This window comes from Fulvivirga sp. M361 (assembly GCF_007097395.1).
Lineage (GTDB): Bacteria > Bacteroidota > Bacteroidia > Cytophagales > Cyclobacteriaceae > Fulvivirga.
This window is the reverse complement of the sequence record NZ_VKDC01000038.1, coordinates 44,577-63,451: the sequence shown is the minus strand read 5'-3', so window position 1 is coordinate 63,451 and position 18,875 is coordinate 44,577. Positions and strand designations below refer to the sequence as shown.

General features: G+C 45.0%; 15 protein-coding genes. 3 read left to right on the top strand and 12 right to left on the bottom strand.

Annotation, left to right across the window (positions count from 1 at the left end):
• A partial coding sequence (locus tag FNH22_RS26590; RefSeq protein WP_143401557.1) for an S-layer family protein occupies positions 1–3,913 on the bottom strand: 3,913 nt, incomplete at its 3' end.
• 769 nt (positions 3,914–4,682) lie between these two features.
• Positions 4,683–5,063: a helix-turn-helix domain-containing protein gene (locus FNH22_RS26585; RefSeq protein WP_255518165.1), complete on the bottom strand. Its 381-nt coding sequence runs from the start codon at positions 5,061–5,063 to the stop codon at positions 4,683–4,685.
• A gap of 219 nt (positions 5,064–5,282) precedes the next feature.
• On the opposite strand from FNH22_RS26585, the gene FNH22_RS26580 reads away from it, so the two are divergent.
• The 3 genes from FNH22_RS26580 to FNH22_RS32145 all read left to right on the top strand — a co-directional run bounded on the left by FNH22_RS26580 (position 5,283) and on the right by FNH22_RS32145 (position 6,884).
• Positions 5,283–5,912, top strand: coding sequence for a hypothetical protein (locus FNH22_RS26580; protein WP_143401555.1), 630 nt, complete (start codon positions 5,283–5,285; stop codon positions 5,910–5,912).
• A gap of 182 nt (positions 5,913–6,094) precedes the next feature.
• Positions 6,095–6,568, top strand: coding sequence for a hypothetical protein (locus FNH22_RS32150; RefSeq protein ID WP_185154426.1), 474 nt, complete (start codon positions 6,095–6,097; stop codon positions 6,566–6,568).
• Between the two features lie 64 nt (positions 6,569–6,632).
• Positions 6,633–6,884 carry a T9SS type A sorting domain-containing protein gene (locus tag FNH22_RS32145; protein WP_185154425.1) on the top strand — a complete coding sequence of 84 codons (252 nt, stop codon included), beginning with the start codon at positions 6,633–6,635 and terminating at the stop codon, positions 6,882–6,884.
• A 69-nt stretch (positions 6,885–6,953) separates the two neighbouring features.
• Here FNH22_RS32145 and FNH22_RS26570 read toward each other — a convergent pair whose 3' ends face one another.
• The 10 genes from FNH22_RS26570 to FNH22_RS26525 form a co-directional block, all read right to left on the bottom strand.
• On the bottom strand, positions 6,954–7,418 hold the full coding sequence (locus FNH22_RS26570) for a cytochrome c (protein WP_143401553.1): 465 nt from the start codon (positions 7,416–7,418) through the stop codon (positions 6,954–6,956).
• 182 nt (positions 7,419–7,600) lie between these two features.
• A complete protein-coding gene (locus FNH22_RS26565) occupies positions 7,601–8,467 on the bottom strand; it encodes an RnfABCDGE type electron transport complex subunit B (protein ID WP_143401552.1) in 867 nt (288 codons plus the stop codon).
• A complete protein-coding gene (locus tag FNH22_RS26560) occupies positions 8,467–9,324 on the bottom strand; it encodes a ferredoxin-NADP reductase (RefSeq protein WP_143401551.1) in 858 nt (285 codons plus the stop codon). Before FNH22_RS26560 ends, FNH22_RS26565 begins: the two co-directional genes overlap by 1 nt.
• Before the next feature lie 4 nt (positions 9,325–9,328).
• The gene (locus FNH22_RS26555) at positions 9,329–9,541 is read right to left on the bottom strand and encodes a hypothetical protein (protein ID WP_143401550.1); all 213 of its coding nucleotides are present in this window, start codon (positions 9,539–9,541) and stop codon (positions 9,329–9,331) included.
• A gap of 25 nt (positions 9,542–9,566) precedes the next feature.
• Positions 9,567–10,148 (bottom strand): electron transport complex protein RnfA, encoded by a 582-nt coding sequence (locus FNH22_RS26550; protein ID WP_143401549.1) that lies wholly within the window; start codon positions 10,146–10,148, stop codon positions 9,567–9,569.
• Entirely contained in the window at positions 10,145–10,801 is a 657-nt protein-coding gene (gene rsxE / locus FNH22_RS26545; protein WP_143401548.1) for an electron transport complex subunit RsxE, read from the bottom strand. The genes FNH22_RS26550 and rsxE overlap by 4 nt, the downstream gene beginning before the upstream one ends.
• 19 nt (positions 10,802–10,820) lie before the next feature.
• Entirely contained in the window at positions 10,821–11,507 is a 687-nt protein-coding gene (locus FNH22_RS26540) for an FMN-binding protein (protein ID WP_143401547.1), read from the bottom strand.
• A 1-nt stretch (position 11,508) separates the two neighbouring features.
• On the bottom strand, positions 11,509–12,522 hold the full coding sequence (locus tag FNH22_RS26535) for an RnfABCDGE type electron transport complex subunit D (protein WP_143401546.1): 1,014 nt from the start codon (positions 12,520–12,522) through the stop codon (positions 11,509–11,511).
• Positions 12,512–13,867 (bottom strand): electron transport complex subunit RsxC, encoded by a 1,356-nt coding sequence (rsxC, locus tag FNH22_RS26530; RefSeq protein ID WP_143401545.1) that lies wholly within the window; start codon positions 13,865–13,867, stop codon positions 12,512–12,514. Before rsxC ends, FNH22_RS26535 begins: the two co-directional genes overlap by 11 nt.
• 3 nt (positions 13,868–13,870) lie before the next feature.
• Complete coding sequence (locus tag FNH22_RS26525) at positions 13,871–18,784, bottom strand: 2-oxoacid:acceptor oxidoreductase family protein (RefSeq protein WP_143401544.1); 4,914 nt, start codon at positions 18,782–18,784, stop codon at positions 13,871–13,873.
• Between the last annotated feature and the right edge of the window lie 91 nt (positions 18,785–18,875).

The window sequence follows — 18,875 nt, the reverse complement described above, 5'->3', positions numbered from 1 at the left end:
TGGCTACGTCAATCGTGATGTCACCCGTACCGTCCGGGGTAATGTCTGCCGTGTAGGTATTGCCATCGACCGCCACAAAATTCGAGGCACTGCCATTTCCAACACTGATATCGGCCAACGAAAAGCCTGTTACATCTTCACTGAATTCAATGGTCACATTATAGCTCGCTGTGCTGTTGACTAATGCAGGCTCTCCCTGGATATCCACTGTCGGAGCGGTGTTATCAAACAGCGTTACCGCCTGGGTAGCGGCCGTGTTGTCATTGCCAGCGCCATCCTGCGCTGCCGCTGTGGCTACGTCAATCGTGATGTCACCCGTACCGTCCGGGGTAATGTCTGCCGTGTAGGTATTGCCATCGACCGCCACAAAATTCGAGGCACTGCCATTTCCAACACTGATATCGGCCAACGAAAAACCTGTTACATCTTCGCTGAACTCAATGGTCACATTATAACTTGCTGTGCTGTTCACTGCCGCGGGCTCTCCCTGAATGTCCACAGTGGGTGAGGTGACATCATTTATTGTTACAGTAAAAGCCACCGGACCTGAGCTACATCCTGTGGTGCTATTCAAGACAGTAATGGTGCCATTATATATAGCGGCCGGTCCTGCTGCGGGTACTACCAGTGTCAGTGGTGTAGTGGTCAGTGTCACCGGAGATATAACATCCGTGAAACCGGCAGTATTCGCTGCTGCATCATAATCAATAGTATATTGGTTTGGACTGTTCGAAGTAGCTGTATAAGGCAACCCAGTTGACGTAGCTCCTTCAGCGACTGAAGGGTTTGTTCCCAGCGTGATCGTAGGGTTTGCAGGATCAGACAGGGTAACCGGTCCGGTTATGGTGTTTGATGTACACCCGCTTAACGTGACATTCAGGTTCGTATAATCTCCTGCGTCAAGGTTTTCAATCAATATGTTTCCACTGGCGTTAGAAATAAGGTTGGCACTGATATTCACTCCATCATCTTGATAATCTATGGCATAAGTAGTATTTGCAGTTAGGTTGGTAATCTGTATTGAGCCATCATTGCCACCACAAGACATGGGATTTATAACACTGCCTAAAATTATTGACGGAGCAATACCGGATACAGTAGCGGACACAGTATTGGTCAGATCCACGGAGCATAACGTGGTTGTATTGGTTGCTACGACAGTAAAATCAGTGGTAGTAGTGATTGTACCAGTGTTGAGTGTAAGGGATGAACCTGCCGTTCCGGTTTGAGCAGTACCTATCAATGTTTGTCCGTTTTCTTCCCTCAATTGGTATTCTACGCCGGTCTGAATATTATCTATCTGAACGTCAAGACCTTCTCCGCTACAAACTGAGGAGGCATTGGGGCTTACTGCCAGGGAAGCATTCGGTAGCGGATTTACTGTAAAAGTTATGTCATTAGTAAGGTTTGATTCGCAACTGACACCCGGCGTAATTCTAAAAGCTTTTACATTGACTGTGGTAGGATTTGAACTAAGTGCAAAAGTGGTTAGGGTAATATCCCCGCCAGTACCGAGGACTGAAAACCCGAGATCATTACCCACGCCATCTACCGGTTGATATACTATGCCTGCCTCAGAATTGACCAAGGTAAACGTGGCAAATTCCAGCACTTCACATACCTCATCGTCACCACCTATAAGGGCCAGCGTCTGATTATTTAAAGGCGCTGTACATTGAACAATAGTAGCTGTAGTTTCAGAACTTTCGCAATTGGCACCTGTAGTTGCCGTAACCGTTAAAGCTCCCCCGGCGTAAATCTCATCGGTGAATCCGGCAATCATCCATGAACCCCCGGATACGGTAGTTGAGCCCAACAGGTCCGTATCAATATACAGATTGATCAGATCTCCATTGATCCCTACTCCTGAAATTGAAACAGCTCCTTCAGTAACGGGTGAGGTTATGGATAATCCTGCATTACCCGACTGATTGCCAACGGTTACTCCGCCTGAAGCAACACTCGTGGTTTTACATGCCGGGGAAGCCTCTGCAGTGGCCGTAATCACCTGACCCGGACTTACGCTTACACTGCTTAAAGACCAGTTCCCGAATTCGTTTACTGTGGTTGTTCCCTGGGATACGGCATTTAAAAACACTTCGATCACTGTATTTTCAACCTCGGTTGATGTCCCTGAAATATTGACAGAGGTGGTGCCGCCGGAACAATAGGTGCCTGTAATTGTCGGAGCCGTAGAGACTTCACTTACCGAAACTGCTGTGGAGACATTCGAAATACAACTTCCCGATTCTATCGCCCTGGCTGTGATAACCTGACACAATGAAAGGGACAAAGAAGATACCGTCCAGTTGCCTGACCCATTGGCCATAGTTGTGCCGATCTGAACTCCGTCCGCATAGAGTATAATATTTGCATTGGCAGCAGAAGTTCCGGATACGTCCGTATCGGTGGTTATGATGGGCCCGGTAACAACGGGAGTTGAAGAAGTGCCGGCTACATTATAGCAGAAAATGATGGATTCGGATTCGCACTGGCCGGATACGGTTTGAGTGATTTGATATACTCCATTGGCAAAACTACAATTACCACCACTGGTGCAACTGGTGTTATTACCGTTACACTTCCAGTACCAGGAACCGTCCGGGTTTACAACTACGTTTCCGGAAAAACCTGTGCCGCCCGCTCCGTCAGAGCCCCCTGATGGGTTGAGTAAAACACCGTTAAGGTATATATTAATCGTAGCTCCGGCTATGCCGCTTCCGGCATTACCACAAATACCTTTATTAGATGCTGTTAACAATCCACCATCCGTAACAACACTGGTACAGGTAGCGCCAACCGTGGCTGAGTTACAATCTGATTTTGATACTGACTTTCCGGGTGCTGTGCCTTCTGCCCTGACAATGTCACCCGGTGACAGCGCTGTCAATGTATTGGACGTCCAGTTTCCTGAACCATCAGCCATTACATTGTCCACCATCACTCCATTGACTAAAATATCAATACTGGCATTATTCTCGGATGTCCCGGAAACTGTAACAGCCCCTTGTGCGATAGGTTGATCTATTACAGGACAATCTGTTCGTATGGCCGGATATCCCGAGCCTCCATTCATAAGGTTGCTGGGAGGTGTTGGTACTGAAGCATCCACCATGTCCTCCCAGGCGCAGGTAACACATTCGCCATACTGACTGTCATCCAGCCCACCTACATCTGATACAGAACCTTCCAGCGCGCAACTGTTGGAAGTATTGGTAGTGGCTACCATTCTCAATGGTGTGGAAGTGGTAATGCCGAAATTCGCCGTAAGGTCGGCAAAAGGAACAAAGTAGTCATAGAAGTAGTCCGCATCGCCGCAACTTTCTATACCGGCTATGGCTTTTTGATGATTATCGGATAGGGTATAGGTTTGTACTATGCTGCTACAGTTGGTAGCACCGTCAATATCCGCTATGAATACGTCAGACTTTGATCGTAATACAACGGCTATTTCAAACCCTGGATTTTCTGTAGTACTGTTGGGGTCATCACTACCATAGAGTTGATCGGTGTCTATGAATACCGTGTATCCTTTGGCATTGGGCCGGTAATCGGATAAACGAAAACGAAATATGAGGTTATTACCAGCATCCAATGTACTGTAAATAGCATCTCCGTTTGAGTCTACGGAAAGATCTGTGAATCCGCAGTCCGGGCCGGAACGTATATCTGATAGTGTTTCGCCAGAGCCGATAGAAGGCAATGGGAACATGGAAATTTCAAACTCAGAAACATCATCTGTTACACTCATAAACCCCTGTCCGGTATTGGAAATATACCCATCACCATTAGGATCAAGTACAGCCGCCCCTGAAACCGATGCAGGCTCATAAATAAAGCCCCTGGTCTGGGCCACTATACTCTGATTGTAAAATGGAGAAGCCAGTACAATCAACAATAAATATCTCTTCATAAAGTGTCAAGTATTATGCTGCGATGCGAATTAAAGGACTATTTATAGTTGCATAACTTATAAGTTATTCGATGAATGAATGAAAAGACCGGATGAGGTGTAGCCTTTGATAGATCAAAAAAATGGGACTACTATGTACAATAATGAGATAAGAAAATAAACGGTGATCTTCAAAGTGAAGGGCATTCATTTTTCAAAAATCAATCACTTTAGCCAAGACAGAATCAACGACTGCACTGGTCTTAGGCCGTACTACCATAGATTATCAGAGAGGCAGTAAATTCAGTATTAAGCACTGTTCTTATCCATGAATTGCCCTGCGTGAATTTCGTGTCAGAGAGTCACAGAGTGCTTCAGCGCTGCACTATTGTGGTGGGTGCCTGCCGTTTTATACTTTTGGTATGCGGCGTTGCGATTTTTGGATGCTGCAGTGTCATTCCCGGGTGCCGCGGAATAATTTTTTGATGCGGCTTTATGACTTTCAGGTGCCACAGTGTTATTTCCAGGTGCGGCAGAATGATTTTAGTATACGTCTTTGTGATATTTTGATGAGGCAGAATGATTTTTCAATGCGGCAAAATGATTCTGTACCGACCTTTAGTGATTTTGTACAGAGTTTTAGCTCGTTAATCTTACTAAAATGCAACTTATATCTCAGTTAAGTACTGTTTTTAGCGATTCGCGCCCTGTTACTTTCCCCTGGCAGTAAAGCTTAAAGAATAGAGGAGGTTAATCTCGGAAGGGCTTTTCCCAATAGGTAGACGGTATGTTACTTCAATTTATCCATCAGTTTCTCCAGCATCGCTACTTTTTCGTCTTTCTCTTTGAGCAGTTCGCGATATAGCTTTTCATTTTTCTCGATGGTCTCCATCAACTTATCCAAAGGATTGAAAGTGCAGTTGTAATTCTGCAAACCTACAGCTCCATTATTCGTTGTGACAATGTTATATACCGTTGCACTGTCATCTAAATTTTTGATGGCATCAGCCGTCACTCCCATCGCCTTGGCCACTTTTTCCAGTTGTTCATCGTCCACCTTCTCGCTGGATTCGATGTTAGATACTGTCTGCTGGCTCATATCTATTTTTTCGGCTAAGTCATCTTGCGTTAAGTTCAGTAACTCTCGCATGTGTCTTACTTTTCTTCCCATGTGCTTGGGGCGGGGTGTTGTTGTGTGTTCCATAAATCAAATATATTAACTCGGGGGCTAGTTACAAAGGCGCTCGCCTTTCTTGGTAAAAATACCCATAATGGCTGGTAAAATTACCATCCAATTACCAATGAAAATGGTACAATACAAAGGGGGTGTTAGTGTACTTAGCGTTCACCGAAAGCTAGTAATAACCCTACCACTTAAAAAAAGAACGCCATGGACACACCCGAACCCTATGATCAGCTTTGTAAAGCCGTACGCGCCGGTGATACGGACAGCGTTTTCAAATGCCTGGAAAAAATAGAACCCGGGGAAGTACGTTACCGTATCCTCTCATTGATTTTTGACGATGTCTATCTGTATGGGATGGTACAATGTGCCTTAAAGCCTCACAGGCTTGGGTATATTGTACGCCAGTTTTGCCACAACCTGCAAAACAGGCAGACGCAGATGTTCGTCAGCTTCTCGTGTAAAGGCTATACCATCCCTTTAGAGGAATTACTTTCTGCGGAGCCTGCCTGTTATGAAGAAACAAAAAACAGGCTTTATACTACCCTGATACACCTGTGCGCACATGTAAAGGTTAAAAATGGCACGTTCGTACTGGTAGACCTGCACTCGACCCAAAGCAGGCTGGCTGTATCGCTGGATACGGATGTACCCTTCCTGAACGGTATTGATAATTCTAACGAACTGCCCATCTGCATGGCGCTAAATCATGTCCGGCAAATGGGAGGCAAACTACATGCGGACTGTATAGGCCTGAGCCTGAAATTATTTCGGCTTACCCTTACCCTGGACTTTGGCTGCAACGGAAACAGGAGAAAGCCTTCACATAGCGGTTAATATAGTGCCATGCACTTGTCTGTGTCCATTCATCGTTTTTGTAGCATGGCGGCTATTGCCACAAGCAGCAACGCTATACAAAATGGGACAAAGTGCCTTTAGAAGAGTATTATGAAGTCGGATTGGAGTTTTTCATTCTTTAATAATAAAATGACCGTGGTATAACCAGTACCAACGATAATTTGGGTTCAGGAGGGCCTACTACGATAGAAGTCGCTAATTCTGAAGTAGACGTGAGCTACCAGCTAAGAAATGATGCTGATGATTCAACTATTGGCTCAGCAGTGGTTGGTACGGGTGGCACCATATTACTGCCCACAGGGAGTTTAACTTCTACTACAACTTTTAATGTGCCGGGCACCGACACCGACCCTATTACATGCTCAGTTGAGCAATTACAAACAGCTACTGTCAGCGTTGCTCCCCTGCCCGTGGAACTGGTAAGTTTTGAGGCCAAAGTGGCATCGGATAAAAACAGTGTTGAATTGAAATGGGTAACGGCCACCGAACTTTTCAATGACTTTTTTACCATTGAAAAAAGTATGGATGCCGGCGACTTCCAGGCATTGGGAGTTGTCAATGGTGCGGGTACAGCTTTTAAACTATACGTACACAGATCAGTTCCCTGTTCATGGAGTATCTTACTATCGCCTTAAACAAACAGATTTTGATGGTGCTTTTGAATATTCCAAGACTATTGCAGTATCCTATCAAAACTTTATGGCGCAGATGACGGTTCACCCTAATCCTTTCTCTTCTTTTACCACGTTCCGTTTGAATAGTTCCATCGAAGCTAATGAAAGACTACAGGTATTACTTTTTGATGCCCTGGGCAATGAAGTAAGACATCTGGAAGGAACACAAGAAACTATTCTATATCGTAATGACCTGCCTCAGGGCATGTATTGGTACAAAGTATTTGTCAACGCCAGGATGCTCGAAGCGGGGAAGCTATTGATCAGTGACGACTAAAAACCAAAGGAAGTTCGTCATAATCTGATCAATCACAGCCCGGTGATTATGACTCATTGAATGTAAAGATCAATCGCTGGCCAACGTCTTTCCTGACCTTACGGTAGCTACTTCTTCCTTAGTAATGGCTGATGCTTCGTTACCAAAGCTATTTCGAACATAGGTAAGAATGTCAGCCACTTGTTTATCGCTCAGATAGGACATAGGCGGCATAACGCCATTATATAAGGTGCCATTCACTTCTATTTCACCCTGAATGCCGTTAATGACGACCCCTATCAGCCGTTCTTTACCTCCTGTCACCCAATCCGTAGCAGCTAGTGGCGGATAGGTACCCGGAAGCCCTTGTCCTTCCGACTGATGGCATGTCATACAAGCCCGTTTATAGGCAGATTCGCCAACATCTACCGTGGACACGTTAGACTGAACAACGGATTCAGGGGTGCTTTTTGGATTATTGCAACTTTGTGTGTAGGCGATAACGACTGAACTTGCTATCAGGATTAAAGCCTTATTTATATTCTGAAGTTTCAATGTGCGTTTTTTTCACAAAAATAAAGTGTTTTTTTAATTACTCAATTTCTGAACTCATCTTATCTCACAGCAAAATCATGACTTTTAGCAGTTAACCAAATTGGATGAGCGTCTATTGGTTGCTGTTATGATCAACACGCAGACTGATCTATAAACAGGAAGGTAATCCGTTCAATGTGTCGTTATGAATACCCTAGCTCGCGCTTGCCTTTTCGAATGATTTTCTTACTTTCTTTTCCTTTTATTACTCCTAGCTGCTTATCCAGCCAAACAATGGCACCTGTAGGACATCGTTGAATAGGAATTTGTGTCTGATGGTTCAGTGCGTAGTTAACCTCGGGCAAATTATTTTTCATCGTTATAAGATCACCCGGGGCGTCCATCGCGCATTTACCACATGCCGTACAACCTACCTGACAATCTTCCAATATTTCGTCACCTGCCTCGAGGCTTTTGCAAGCTACCCAAAGCTGATGGCTTATGGGTTGTAGTGAGAACAGGTCTTTGGGACATGCTTCCACGCAATCCCCACAAGCAGTACATTTGTCTGCATCAACATGTGGTAGAGCATAGGCATCCATAGTGATCGCATCAAAATCACAGGATACTTCACAATCACCGTGTCCCAGACAACCCCAAAAACACCCTTTGCCTCCTCCGGAAATCAGCGAGGCAGCCTGACATGTGGGTATACCATGGTATTGGGCACGATTCAGCGCTACATTAGTACCACCGGCACAGGCCAAACGGGCCACCTGCTTTTCTTCTGCTCCCAGCGCCACTCCTAAAAAGTTTGCTATAGCTACCTGCCCCTCTTCAGAGCTGACCGTACACTTGCCTGGCAACACACTTCCAGATACCAGCGCTTCAGCAAAAGGGCGACACCCCGGAAAACCACAGGCGCCACAATTCGCATGAGGCAGCAAGTCTTCTACTACATCAATTCGAGGGTCTTCATAGACATAAAGCTTTTTATTCGCCACAATAAGCATTATGGCCAATAAGAGCGTGAGACCACCCAGTGCTGCAAGTGCTATAACGATTGACATCAATAGATAACTTCAGCCCATTTCTTACCCGCTACTAATTCCGCCTTACGCGTTAACCACTTTTCTTTGGAGTCCAGGATATTAGAAAAGGCTTTATCCAACATGTCCCTGATTTTTTCATATCCTGCCACATATACATATACATTCGATTTTGATAACATATCAATAATCTCTGCGGCTCGCTCTTCGATCACCTCATCTAAAGCAATAGGATCAGCCCAGTGAGGGCGCGGACTCAAGGCGTGAAATGCTTCGAAGGTGGTTTCATCATAATAATTGATCAAGTCACCGTCTTTTTCATTCAGATAAAGAAGTTCTAAGCCGCTTCGCGCACCATAAAACAATCTGATCTTACCTTTCCAGTCTTTTTCATGGGTGTAAATGTGCTTTACGAAAGCACGAAAGGGAGCTATACCTGTTCCCATACCTATCAATATAAGGTTGGCATTTTTATCTTCCGGCACGGCAAACGGCAGATCGAAAGGTCCGGTGATGGTGATTTCATCTCCTATTTTCCGGTCACACAGATAATTGGACCCTATACCCGGATATAGTTCTCCGCTAAAACTATCTACATAAGAACATCTTTTCACCAGCATGGTGATCTGTGTTTTTCCACTCGCTTTACCCGGCAGGTCGGCAACACTATAAAGCCGGTGGTGTGTCGTCTTACCAAATTCACCGGAAGTATTCACCAGCACTCCAAAGCTCTGGTCTACCTGGCATTGAAACTCCGGCTGTTTCACTTCCAATAGTATTTCCCGTACTTCTTCCGTATTGGCGGGGGTCAATCGCTCTGTTTTTTTAACAGTAGCCTGGTACTGATGTGCTATATCATAGTCTGCTAAACGTGCCATATGATTATTCTTTAAGTGTGTTTTCTATAGAATCTTGTTCCTGTTTGTTTTTGCAAGAAGTGAGGCAACCACAGTTGCCACAACTACTTCTGCCTGCCAATACATCTTCATCGGTAATGTGGGCTGAAAATATTTTTCGCCAATAGGACTGGACCAGCACCCAAAGAACTATTAAGGTGACCATCCCTCCAATACCCATCATGTAAGTCCCGATCATAATTTTTTCAATCTATTTTTTCTTATCAACTCCCTAATCCTGAAAACCCCATAAATGTCAGAGACAAAATCCCTGCAATCAATAAGGTAAGTGCAGTACCTTTTACTACATTAGGAACCTCGGCAAATTCCAGCTGTTCACGTAAACCCGCGATCAGTACCAGGGCAAGTGTAAATCCCGCACCTGCTCCTAAAGCATATACGAAACTCTGGACAAAACCATACGATTTACTGGTCTGAAAAAGCGCTAAACCTAAGATGGCACAGTTCGTGGTGATCAAGGGTAGAAATATACCCAACGCTCTGAATAAAGCGGGGCTCATTTTCTTAATGAACATTTCTACCAGTTGCACTGTAGAAGCGATCACAACAATGTAGCTGATCAGCTGTAGAAAAGGAGCATTGATAGCCACCAACAATGCGTGAATGCCATAGGCACACATCGAACTGATAAGCATTACAAATGTAACTGCACCTCCCATTTTGGTGGCCGTTTCCATTTTTCCGGACACTCCCAGGAAAGGGCATATACCCAGAAAGTAAGCCAAAACAAAATTATTGACCAGGCTGGCACTGATGAAGATCTGCCAAAGTGATTCCGTATTCATGTTTTTGACCTCCTTTCTTTAGCAATGTTAAAAATCAGTAACCAGAGAGCTAATGTAAAAAAGCCACCTGCCGGCAATATCATGACAATCCATGCCTGAAAACCGCCTGGTAAAAATGGAAACCCGAAAAGCGTTCCATTCCCCAAAAGTTCTCTTACCGCACCCAGACAAAACAGGGCAAAAACAAACCCTGCTCCCATGCCCAGGGCATCGAGTACCGACTTTCCAATAGTATTTTTAGAAGCAAATGCCTCTGCTCTGCTCAGGATCAGACAATTCACTACAATGAGTGAGATAAAGGCGCCAAGACTTTTATGCAGTTCTACACTGATGGCCTGAATAGCATAATCCGTTATGGTGACAAATGTGGCAATGATCAGGATATATGAAGCTATGCGCACCTGCTTGGGAATGAAATTCCGTAAGGAGGACACCAATACATTAGACATTAACAACACAAAGGCAGTTGCCAGCCCCATAGCCAGGGCATTTTCAGCTGTGTTAGACACTGCTAATACAGGGCACATACCTAACACCTGGACAAATACAGGGTTATCACGCCACAAGCCTTTAATGAATTCGTCTGTGGAAGGACTGGCTTTTAAGGATGAAAAAAAGCCTGTGTTGGTCTTATGCTGTACCGGGTTACTCATTTAGATACTTTTTCATTCTTCAATTTTGCGCTATAAATGCTTCCTGGTTTTTATGGATCAAAGGCGCCCAAAATGCTGTACTAATACCCAGGATATTACCAATTGCACGAGAGGAAATGGTAGCGCCTGTAATACCATCTACTTCCCATGGATTTTCCTTTGCTCCTTGTTTCACAGGAACCACCGTGTTTTTAACAGCGCTGCCGTCATCTTCCAAAGAGATATCCAGGGCATCAAAGTTGGCCAGGAAGTCAGGGTCTTTTTCGATTTTATCGCCTAACCCGGGAGTTTCCTTGCTCTCCAACACGTAAAACCCAACGACTTTCTGCGATTTAGGGTCATACCCGTAAAGAATACGTATTACATCTGCATACCCCTGACCGCTGGCCTCTATAGCAACTCCTACCAGCTCTCCACTTTCACTATAGCCGGCATAGACTATCTGCCCGTCTTTATCTTCACTACTTGCCCTGACAAATGTGTTGTTTTGATCAAGTTTGAAAGCGACGGTTTTTGCCGTTCCCGGAAGTACTTTGAAGATAGCTTCTTCCAATGCAGCAGCCTTCAGTCTTTTTATCCTTGGAAGGGTGCCTTCAAAAGTCAATACGATCAACAGGGCGCAAAGTATTCCAATCCCCATCATGGCACGAAGCATTTTCATGCTACTGGTAGGCGTATTCTCAGGCGCTGTTTTAGTTTCGTTCATATCATTTCTTATGGTTAGCGGTTCCATACACCCTGGGCTTGATCATTTTATCAATTTGTGGTGAGAGAGCATTTCCCAATAAAATAGCGTACATCACTCCTTCGGGTAATCCTCCCCATATTCGTATGACCACTACCAGTACACCTATAAAAACACCATAGATCACTACTCCCAAAGAGGTTATAGGTGAGCCTACCATATCGGTGGCCATAAACATAGCGCCAAGCATTAGCCCTCCAGAAAAAATCATAAATACCGGAGATGGGTAAACCTGACTATCAAAAAGATACAATACACCACTGAACACAAAAACACTTCCTAAAATAGCCACCGGTATACGCCAGTTCATCATATTACGGGCTATCAAATAAAGTCCGCCCAGGAAAATAAGCGCTGCACAAGTCTCCCCTGTGGAGCCGCTGACGAGCCCAAGCGCCAGGTCTGAGGTATTGGCAGTGATATGATCAAACTTAAAGGCAGACAATGGAGTTGCTCCGGAGGTACCGTCAAAGGTTGGTTGCATAAAGGGCAAGGCGGTCAGGGAAGTGGCCACACTGGTAAAACGGTTTTCTAAAAAAGCCGGATACCATGTGGTAATAGCTACCGGAAATGCGGCTTGCAGTACAGCCCGGCCTACTAAAGCAGGGTTAAATACATTATATCCCAGTCCTCCAAAAACGAATTTACCCAATGCAATGGCTATCACACCTCCGCAAAAGGTCATCCATAATGGAAAAATAGGTGGTAATGTAAGCCCCAGCAACAGACCTGTGATCACCGCAGACCAATCGGATATGGTGCTTCCTTTTTTGGAAAATTTACATAAAAAATGTTCAGTGAGCACACAAGAAATAACAGAAACCGATATTACCAATACCGCGCTTATGCCAAAAGAATAGGCGGCAAAGAGTGTTGCAGGAACCAATGCCCAAACCACATTTTGCATGATCACATCGGTGCTAATACCCTTAGCGATATGTGGCGATGTGCTGATATTTAAGGTTCTAGTTAACATTTGCAGCGGCCTGTTTTATAGCTTGACGTTTTCTTACAATCGATTTTGACAACCTGAAATATTGCACCAGTGGGATATGGGAAGGACAGACATAAGAGCATGATCCACATTCGAAGCAATCCAGCAAATGATAATCTTCGACCATTTGATCGTAGGCTTCAAATTTTGCCAGAATACCCAATCGGGAGGGGTTAAGTGAGATGGGACAAGCATCTACACAGGCGCCACATTTAATGCATGGATATACTTTAGATGTTTTTTTGACGTCTTTTTCTCCAAAGACCAAAATACCGGAGGTACCTTTCACTATAGATATATCCAGGTTTGAAACAGCCACACCCATCATAGGCCCACCCATATAGACCTCACTAATGTGCTTATCTACTCCCACTTGTTCCAATACATAGCGAAGTGGTGTACCAACAGGTATTAAATAATTACCTTTCTTTTTCACTCCAGGTCCCGTAATGGTCACCACACGTTCCTGAATACCACGCCCATGTGGTAATAACCGACCGATTTCGGCAGTAGTAGCTACATTCACCACTACTGAGTCTACTTCTATGGGTAGTCCCCCGGATGGGACCTCATACCCCAGTAACGACGTAATCAGCATTTTCTCTGAACCCTGGGGATATTTCACAGGAACTACCTTTATCGTAACCGGGAGATCATTAGGAGCCTGCCCTTTCAAGTGTTTGGCCGCATCTTGTTTGTTTGCTTCTATACCAATGATCACCCGTTTTGCACCGGTAGCTTTAAGCAAATAACGAATGCCCATAAAAATATCATCTGCCTGCTCCAGCATCACCCTATGGTCAGTGGTTAAAAAAGGTTCACATTCAATACCGTTAATGATGAGAACCTCACAGCATTTGTCCTCTGGGATCTTTAATTTTACGTGTGTAGGAAATGCAGCGCCACCCAGCCCTACAATTCCTGCGGCCTGAATACCTTGCAATATCTCCTCTCCGGTAGCTGTTTCTATTTCAATAGGAGTACCTTCCATCACTTCCTGGCCAGAGGCGGGAAATGCTTCCAGGTAAATACCAGGCACCATTTTACCTGTAATGGTGGGTACATTGGTAATTTTTCGAATAGTCCCGGAAACAGGTGCATGCACCGGCACAGATACATATCCGCCGGATTTGGCCAGCAGTTGTCCGCGAAGCACCTCCTGCCCTTCACGAACAACAATTTCCGAAGGAGCACCGATATGCTGAACGGTAGGGAGAATTATAACAGGAGCAAAGGGAAATTGACGGATAGGCAAACCCCTGGTTTCATCTTTGTACTCCGGGGGGTGCACACCATGTCTGAATGTATTTTTGTGAAAACTCAACATGTATTAGTTGTATTTTTCACCCCTTTTTATCCATTTATCAGCATCTTTCATTGTTCGATCTGCCGGTAAGCCGGGATGTATCACTCTTGCCGTACACTTTTCTGCCGCCTTTACCAGTTCCTGGTAGGTTCCTGCGTCAGCATTTTTAATGAAGGCTTTTTTGTCCTCATTATACTCAAATACGTTCGGATTGATCTTGATACATTCATCGCATGCCGTACATTCCTCTGTTTCCAGCCATGGGGCCATATAATCACCATTAGAGCTCTTCACTGCTTCCGCAGCTTCAGGCGTACCTTGCCCATTGGATTCAGGCATAGCCAGGTCCATCAGACCACCCTCATCACCTGCCAGCTTCATCAAGCCCTGAGTGATCTTTCCGACCACTTCCGCACGTACCTTACTCTCGATATCTACTGCTTCGGCGTGCTCTGTTTCCACCCCTGCCAAAGCACGGAGCATGATCCAGAAATCACGTCGTTCTTCGCAGGATTCCACAATAGGTTTAGCTACCAATACACGGCTCAAACGTTGTTTTTTATCTACCGCCCAGATATATGGAAATTTCCCTTCACGGTCATCTGCGTCCATTTCAAGAAATTCTTCCAAAACCACCATGTTGTCATTCCAGGTGTCCCGCGGGGCCTGACGAAAATGCTTTCTGAATCGTGCCTCTGTAATAGCAAAGTCAGCAAAAGTCATGGCTACTTCCATTGATTTTTCCCGACCATTCTCAATATATTTTAACTTATAAGTAGGCCATGTTTTATCCATAGCAGGATTACCGTCCAGATTGAAAGCCTCTTCCGCCTTTATACCCTGGTCCGGATCGTATTTAAAAACAGGATAAGCACGTGACTCCACCGCCAGTTTTGCCTGATGGACGCCAAGATCATCCGCTACTCCATGTTCCGGTTGACAGGTGGTGTAAAGGTTAAACAGTGCCGGACGTTTGGCCATCAACCCGTCTATAAACCCTTCGATCATCTGACTGGTATTAGCCAAAGTACCTTGCAGTACATAGGTATTCCGATGCGCCATAGCTATTAAACCGATCTCTTTACGTGGCTCGGATTTACCCTTCCACACCTTGCCATACTGAGCCATATCTGAGACCTGCCCCACGAACCCGGAGGTACAGGCCTGTCCACCGGTATTGGAATAAACCTGGGTATCCACCACTATTGCCTTGATGGGTTTACCGGAAGCCATCATACGCGACAGATTTTGGAATCCTATATCGTACATGGCCCCATCACCTCCCAAAGCAACTACCGGAGGGCAGAGTAACCATTCTTCATCACTGAACTGCTCCCAGTTGAAATATGTAAAGAAATCATCATGCTCAGCCGGATTGTAAGATCCGCTTAATTCGAGTTCTGTTTTCCTTATGGTTTTAAACCCTTCGGCCATTTTCGCCATATGTCCTTCGAAAATGCCCATGGCCATAGAAGTAGAATCCTGAAACAAGTGGTTAGCCCAGGGGAAAGGATATGGATTGAACGGCCAGGTACTACCCCATACGGAAGTACACCCGGTAGCATTGGTCATCCCCATGGACGAACGACCTTTTCCTGTAGCGCCATCGGTATATTTCCATTTCAACTGCTTCAGTTTGGCGAGTAACTGTGTTACCTCCTGCAACCATTCCTGGTCTATGGGCTCACTGCCTTTTTCTGTTTCTAGTCTACCGGCAATACCCGACATGGTTAGATCACTGTCTTTTGTCTCTGCAATGATCTTTGACATCATATCTGCATCACCTACGTTGACAGTATTCATAAGTCTGAGCTGAATATGTTTTTCAAGTTTTTCAGTAAGCTCATCCAGGTAGGCTATATGTTTTTTTATCCGTGGTTGTATCAGTGCTTCCACCGTGGCTACAAACAGATGGACCACTGACTTTTCCGAACACCCTAAGCAAGCGCCATCACCACTAGCAAAATTGAGGTAGGCATCTTTGTTCAATAAAATCGTTTCCAGGGGTCCGATCTTTTCTTCCAGGTCATCAATACGATTATATTTTTGGGGTGTACTGGGTAGATCGGTCCAGAAATCCCACTCTTTTCTAAGTTGAGCGATGGAGCCTTCTGTTTGGATAATGGGTCTAAGGGCATCATCATCACAGACCTCTATACATTCCATACATCCTTTACAGGTGTTAGGATTAATGGTAATGCTAAACAATCCCCCACTATTAGGTTGTTCTTTTTCATGCAGATCATAGTAAGGACGTGTCAGGGCAAACTGAAAATCTCCCAATTCTTCTCGAAACCATTCGAGTTCTTTCGAAAACTCCTCACCTTCTTTACTTTCTTCAATGGTCTGGTCAATAGCGTCCTGAATGAAATTATTTACTGTGGCCCCATTTTTAGGCTCCTGGAACAAAGCCCTGACCTTGCCTTCCATGTGTCTTACCGCCTTCGGGAGATGTTCTACCTTACCATGATTTTTCTTCACCCGTTTCACCACGGTATCCAACACATCTGACAACTCACTTACTAATCCCGGGATGGCAGTATCGGGACAAACTGTATAACAGTTACCACATGCTGTACAGTTATTGGGTATCCACTCCGGATGTTCAAAACGAATACCTGTCATGTCTCTGAAAAGTGAAGTAGCAGCAGGCATGACACTCAGTCCGATAAACGGGTCGGTCAGGTTATCGTTACCCATACCTCTCAGATAGAAATTACCTGTCTGCTCCCAAAACCGATGAATATCACTAAGGTTAGATTCACTTTTGGGAATGCTTTTTATCATCGTGGGGATGGGCAGCGGTGGTTGTCCATTGGTCTTTTCTGATTTCTCAGTCGTCACCACTTTGTTGGTAATTTCATGTACCTCATCAAAGCCACGTTTTACCACCCTCATATTGTCATCGACTACACGCTGGCCTTTTGCTCCGAATTTGCTCTGCAATTGATCTTCAATGGCTTTAAGTAATGCCACCTCTGAAAGGCCTGCACTTTTCATAAGCGGAGAAGCAGCAAAAAATGCTCCCTGAAATGCTATTCCCTGCATCCTCAATTGTAACTCGGGGTCAGTAGCTTCTTCCCGTGCTATTTTAAAACCATCGATATAAAAAATATGAATGTCCTTATCAATAATCAGTTTTTGGTAGTGTTTCGGGATCTCAGCCCATACATCCTCCGGTTTTGTTTTGTCGCTTTGGATGATGAAGCATCCGCCTTCTTTCAATCCGGCCAACGCATTGGTATGCTTAAACACATTAGGGTCTGGTGATAGCACTACATCTACAAAGAAATACTCACAGTTAACACGAATAGGTTCAGGGGCAGCCGCAAGATAGTAGGTGGTCGGCTGCCCTTTTTTCTCTGAACCATACTTAGGGTTTGCTTTGATATCGTATCCCAACAGGTCAAAAAGTGTCATCGCCAGGTTTTTACCTGTGGTGATGGCACCCCAGCCGCCAATGGAGTGAAAGCGAACCGTTATGGCCTCTTTGGGCATCAGATTGGGGTTTTCTGACCCACGTATAGCAAGGTCTTTTACATGTGGGTAGGCATCCTGAATTGTTTCCTGGTAGGCCTTTTGTTTTGGAGTAAAGGCCTGCTCCCGGATAAAGTCAATGGATAAGTAGAACTGTTTCTTATGCTTTCCACCGGGCAACATATTTTCAACCGCGCCAATAATACCTTCTGCCTGCAAGTCACGGCTTCCCATTCCAAAAGAGCCGGAATAGAATGCAGGCATGTCTGAGGGGCCATAATTTATTAGGTCGGGATAAGGCTTCTCCTTTTTGTTAGCCCCATTTTCAATACACTTCGTTAAAACTGCGCGGATTTCTCTGGCAATGGGTGGATCAGCTGCCAAAGGCTGGTCTAACCTTTCCAGGATCACTACTCCCTTTTTACCTTTTAACAACCTGGCGATAAGATCTGCGGGGAAAGGCCTGAACATAACCAGATTGACAACACCAACTTTAACGTTTCTTTTTTCTCTCAGGTAGTCTACCACTGCTTCTGCACTGGGTACTACACTTCCTTGTCCGAGGATCAGGTAGTCTGCATCCTGAGCACGGTAGGACATCACACGCTCATATAGGCGCCCGGTCAGTTTATAGTACTCATCAAAGGCAAGGTCAGTCAATTCTTTGATATGGTCGAAAAAGAAAGGCCGTTGTGCCGCCACACTTTGCATATACGAGTCCTGGTTCTGGACAATTCCCGCCATTAGTGGGTTGTCTACATCCCAGAGCTCCGGAATACGACGACGCGTATCACCATAAATAATTTTTTGAGCAGCAGTAGGTGTTTCAATGATGTCATCCGGCCTACCCAGGTACTCTTTGATCAATTCACGCTCAGGAATAAGTAAGGATTCGATCAGGTGCGTGGTCAAAAACCCGTCCTGGGCGATTACACCGGGAGTTAATGCCAGTTCAGCAATTCTGTGCGAAATAACATTTAAATCAGCTACCGATTGAGCATTCTTAGCAAACAGTTGAAAAAAACCGGTGTCATCGATAGAGTGATAGTCATCATGCCCGGCGTGTACGTTCAGAGTAGATTTGGTCATTGCCCTGGCACCTATGTTCAATACGTAGGTAAGCCTTTTTCCTACCGCAGCATAAAGGGATTCATGCATATAGGCAATTCCCTGCCCGGATGAGAAGTTGGCCGCGCGCTGGCCTGTCATAGAGAGGCCGGCTGTTACTGCAGCCGCGGCATGTTCTCCTTCTGGTTCTATAAAAATAAGGGGTTTATCAGAAATATTCAGATGTCCTTTAGCCGCTTCTTCTGCCCAATACTCTCCCATTTGTGTAGAAGGGGTTATGGGGTACGCACCGGCGGCATCAGATGATTCTCGCTCGCACATAATGGCCGCGGTATTTCCATCCATTGCAACACGTGTTCCTGGGTATTTAAAATTATTCTTTTTACGATCCATAACAGTTTCTTTAGTTCCGGGATAATGGGTTTATTGTTGGTTTTTTTGATCTATGCAGATGAATGGCTATTTACCGGTATTGCCATCAGGA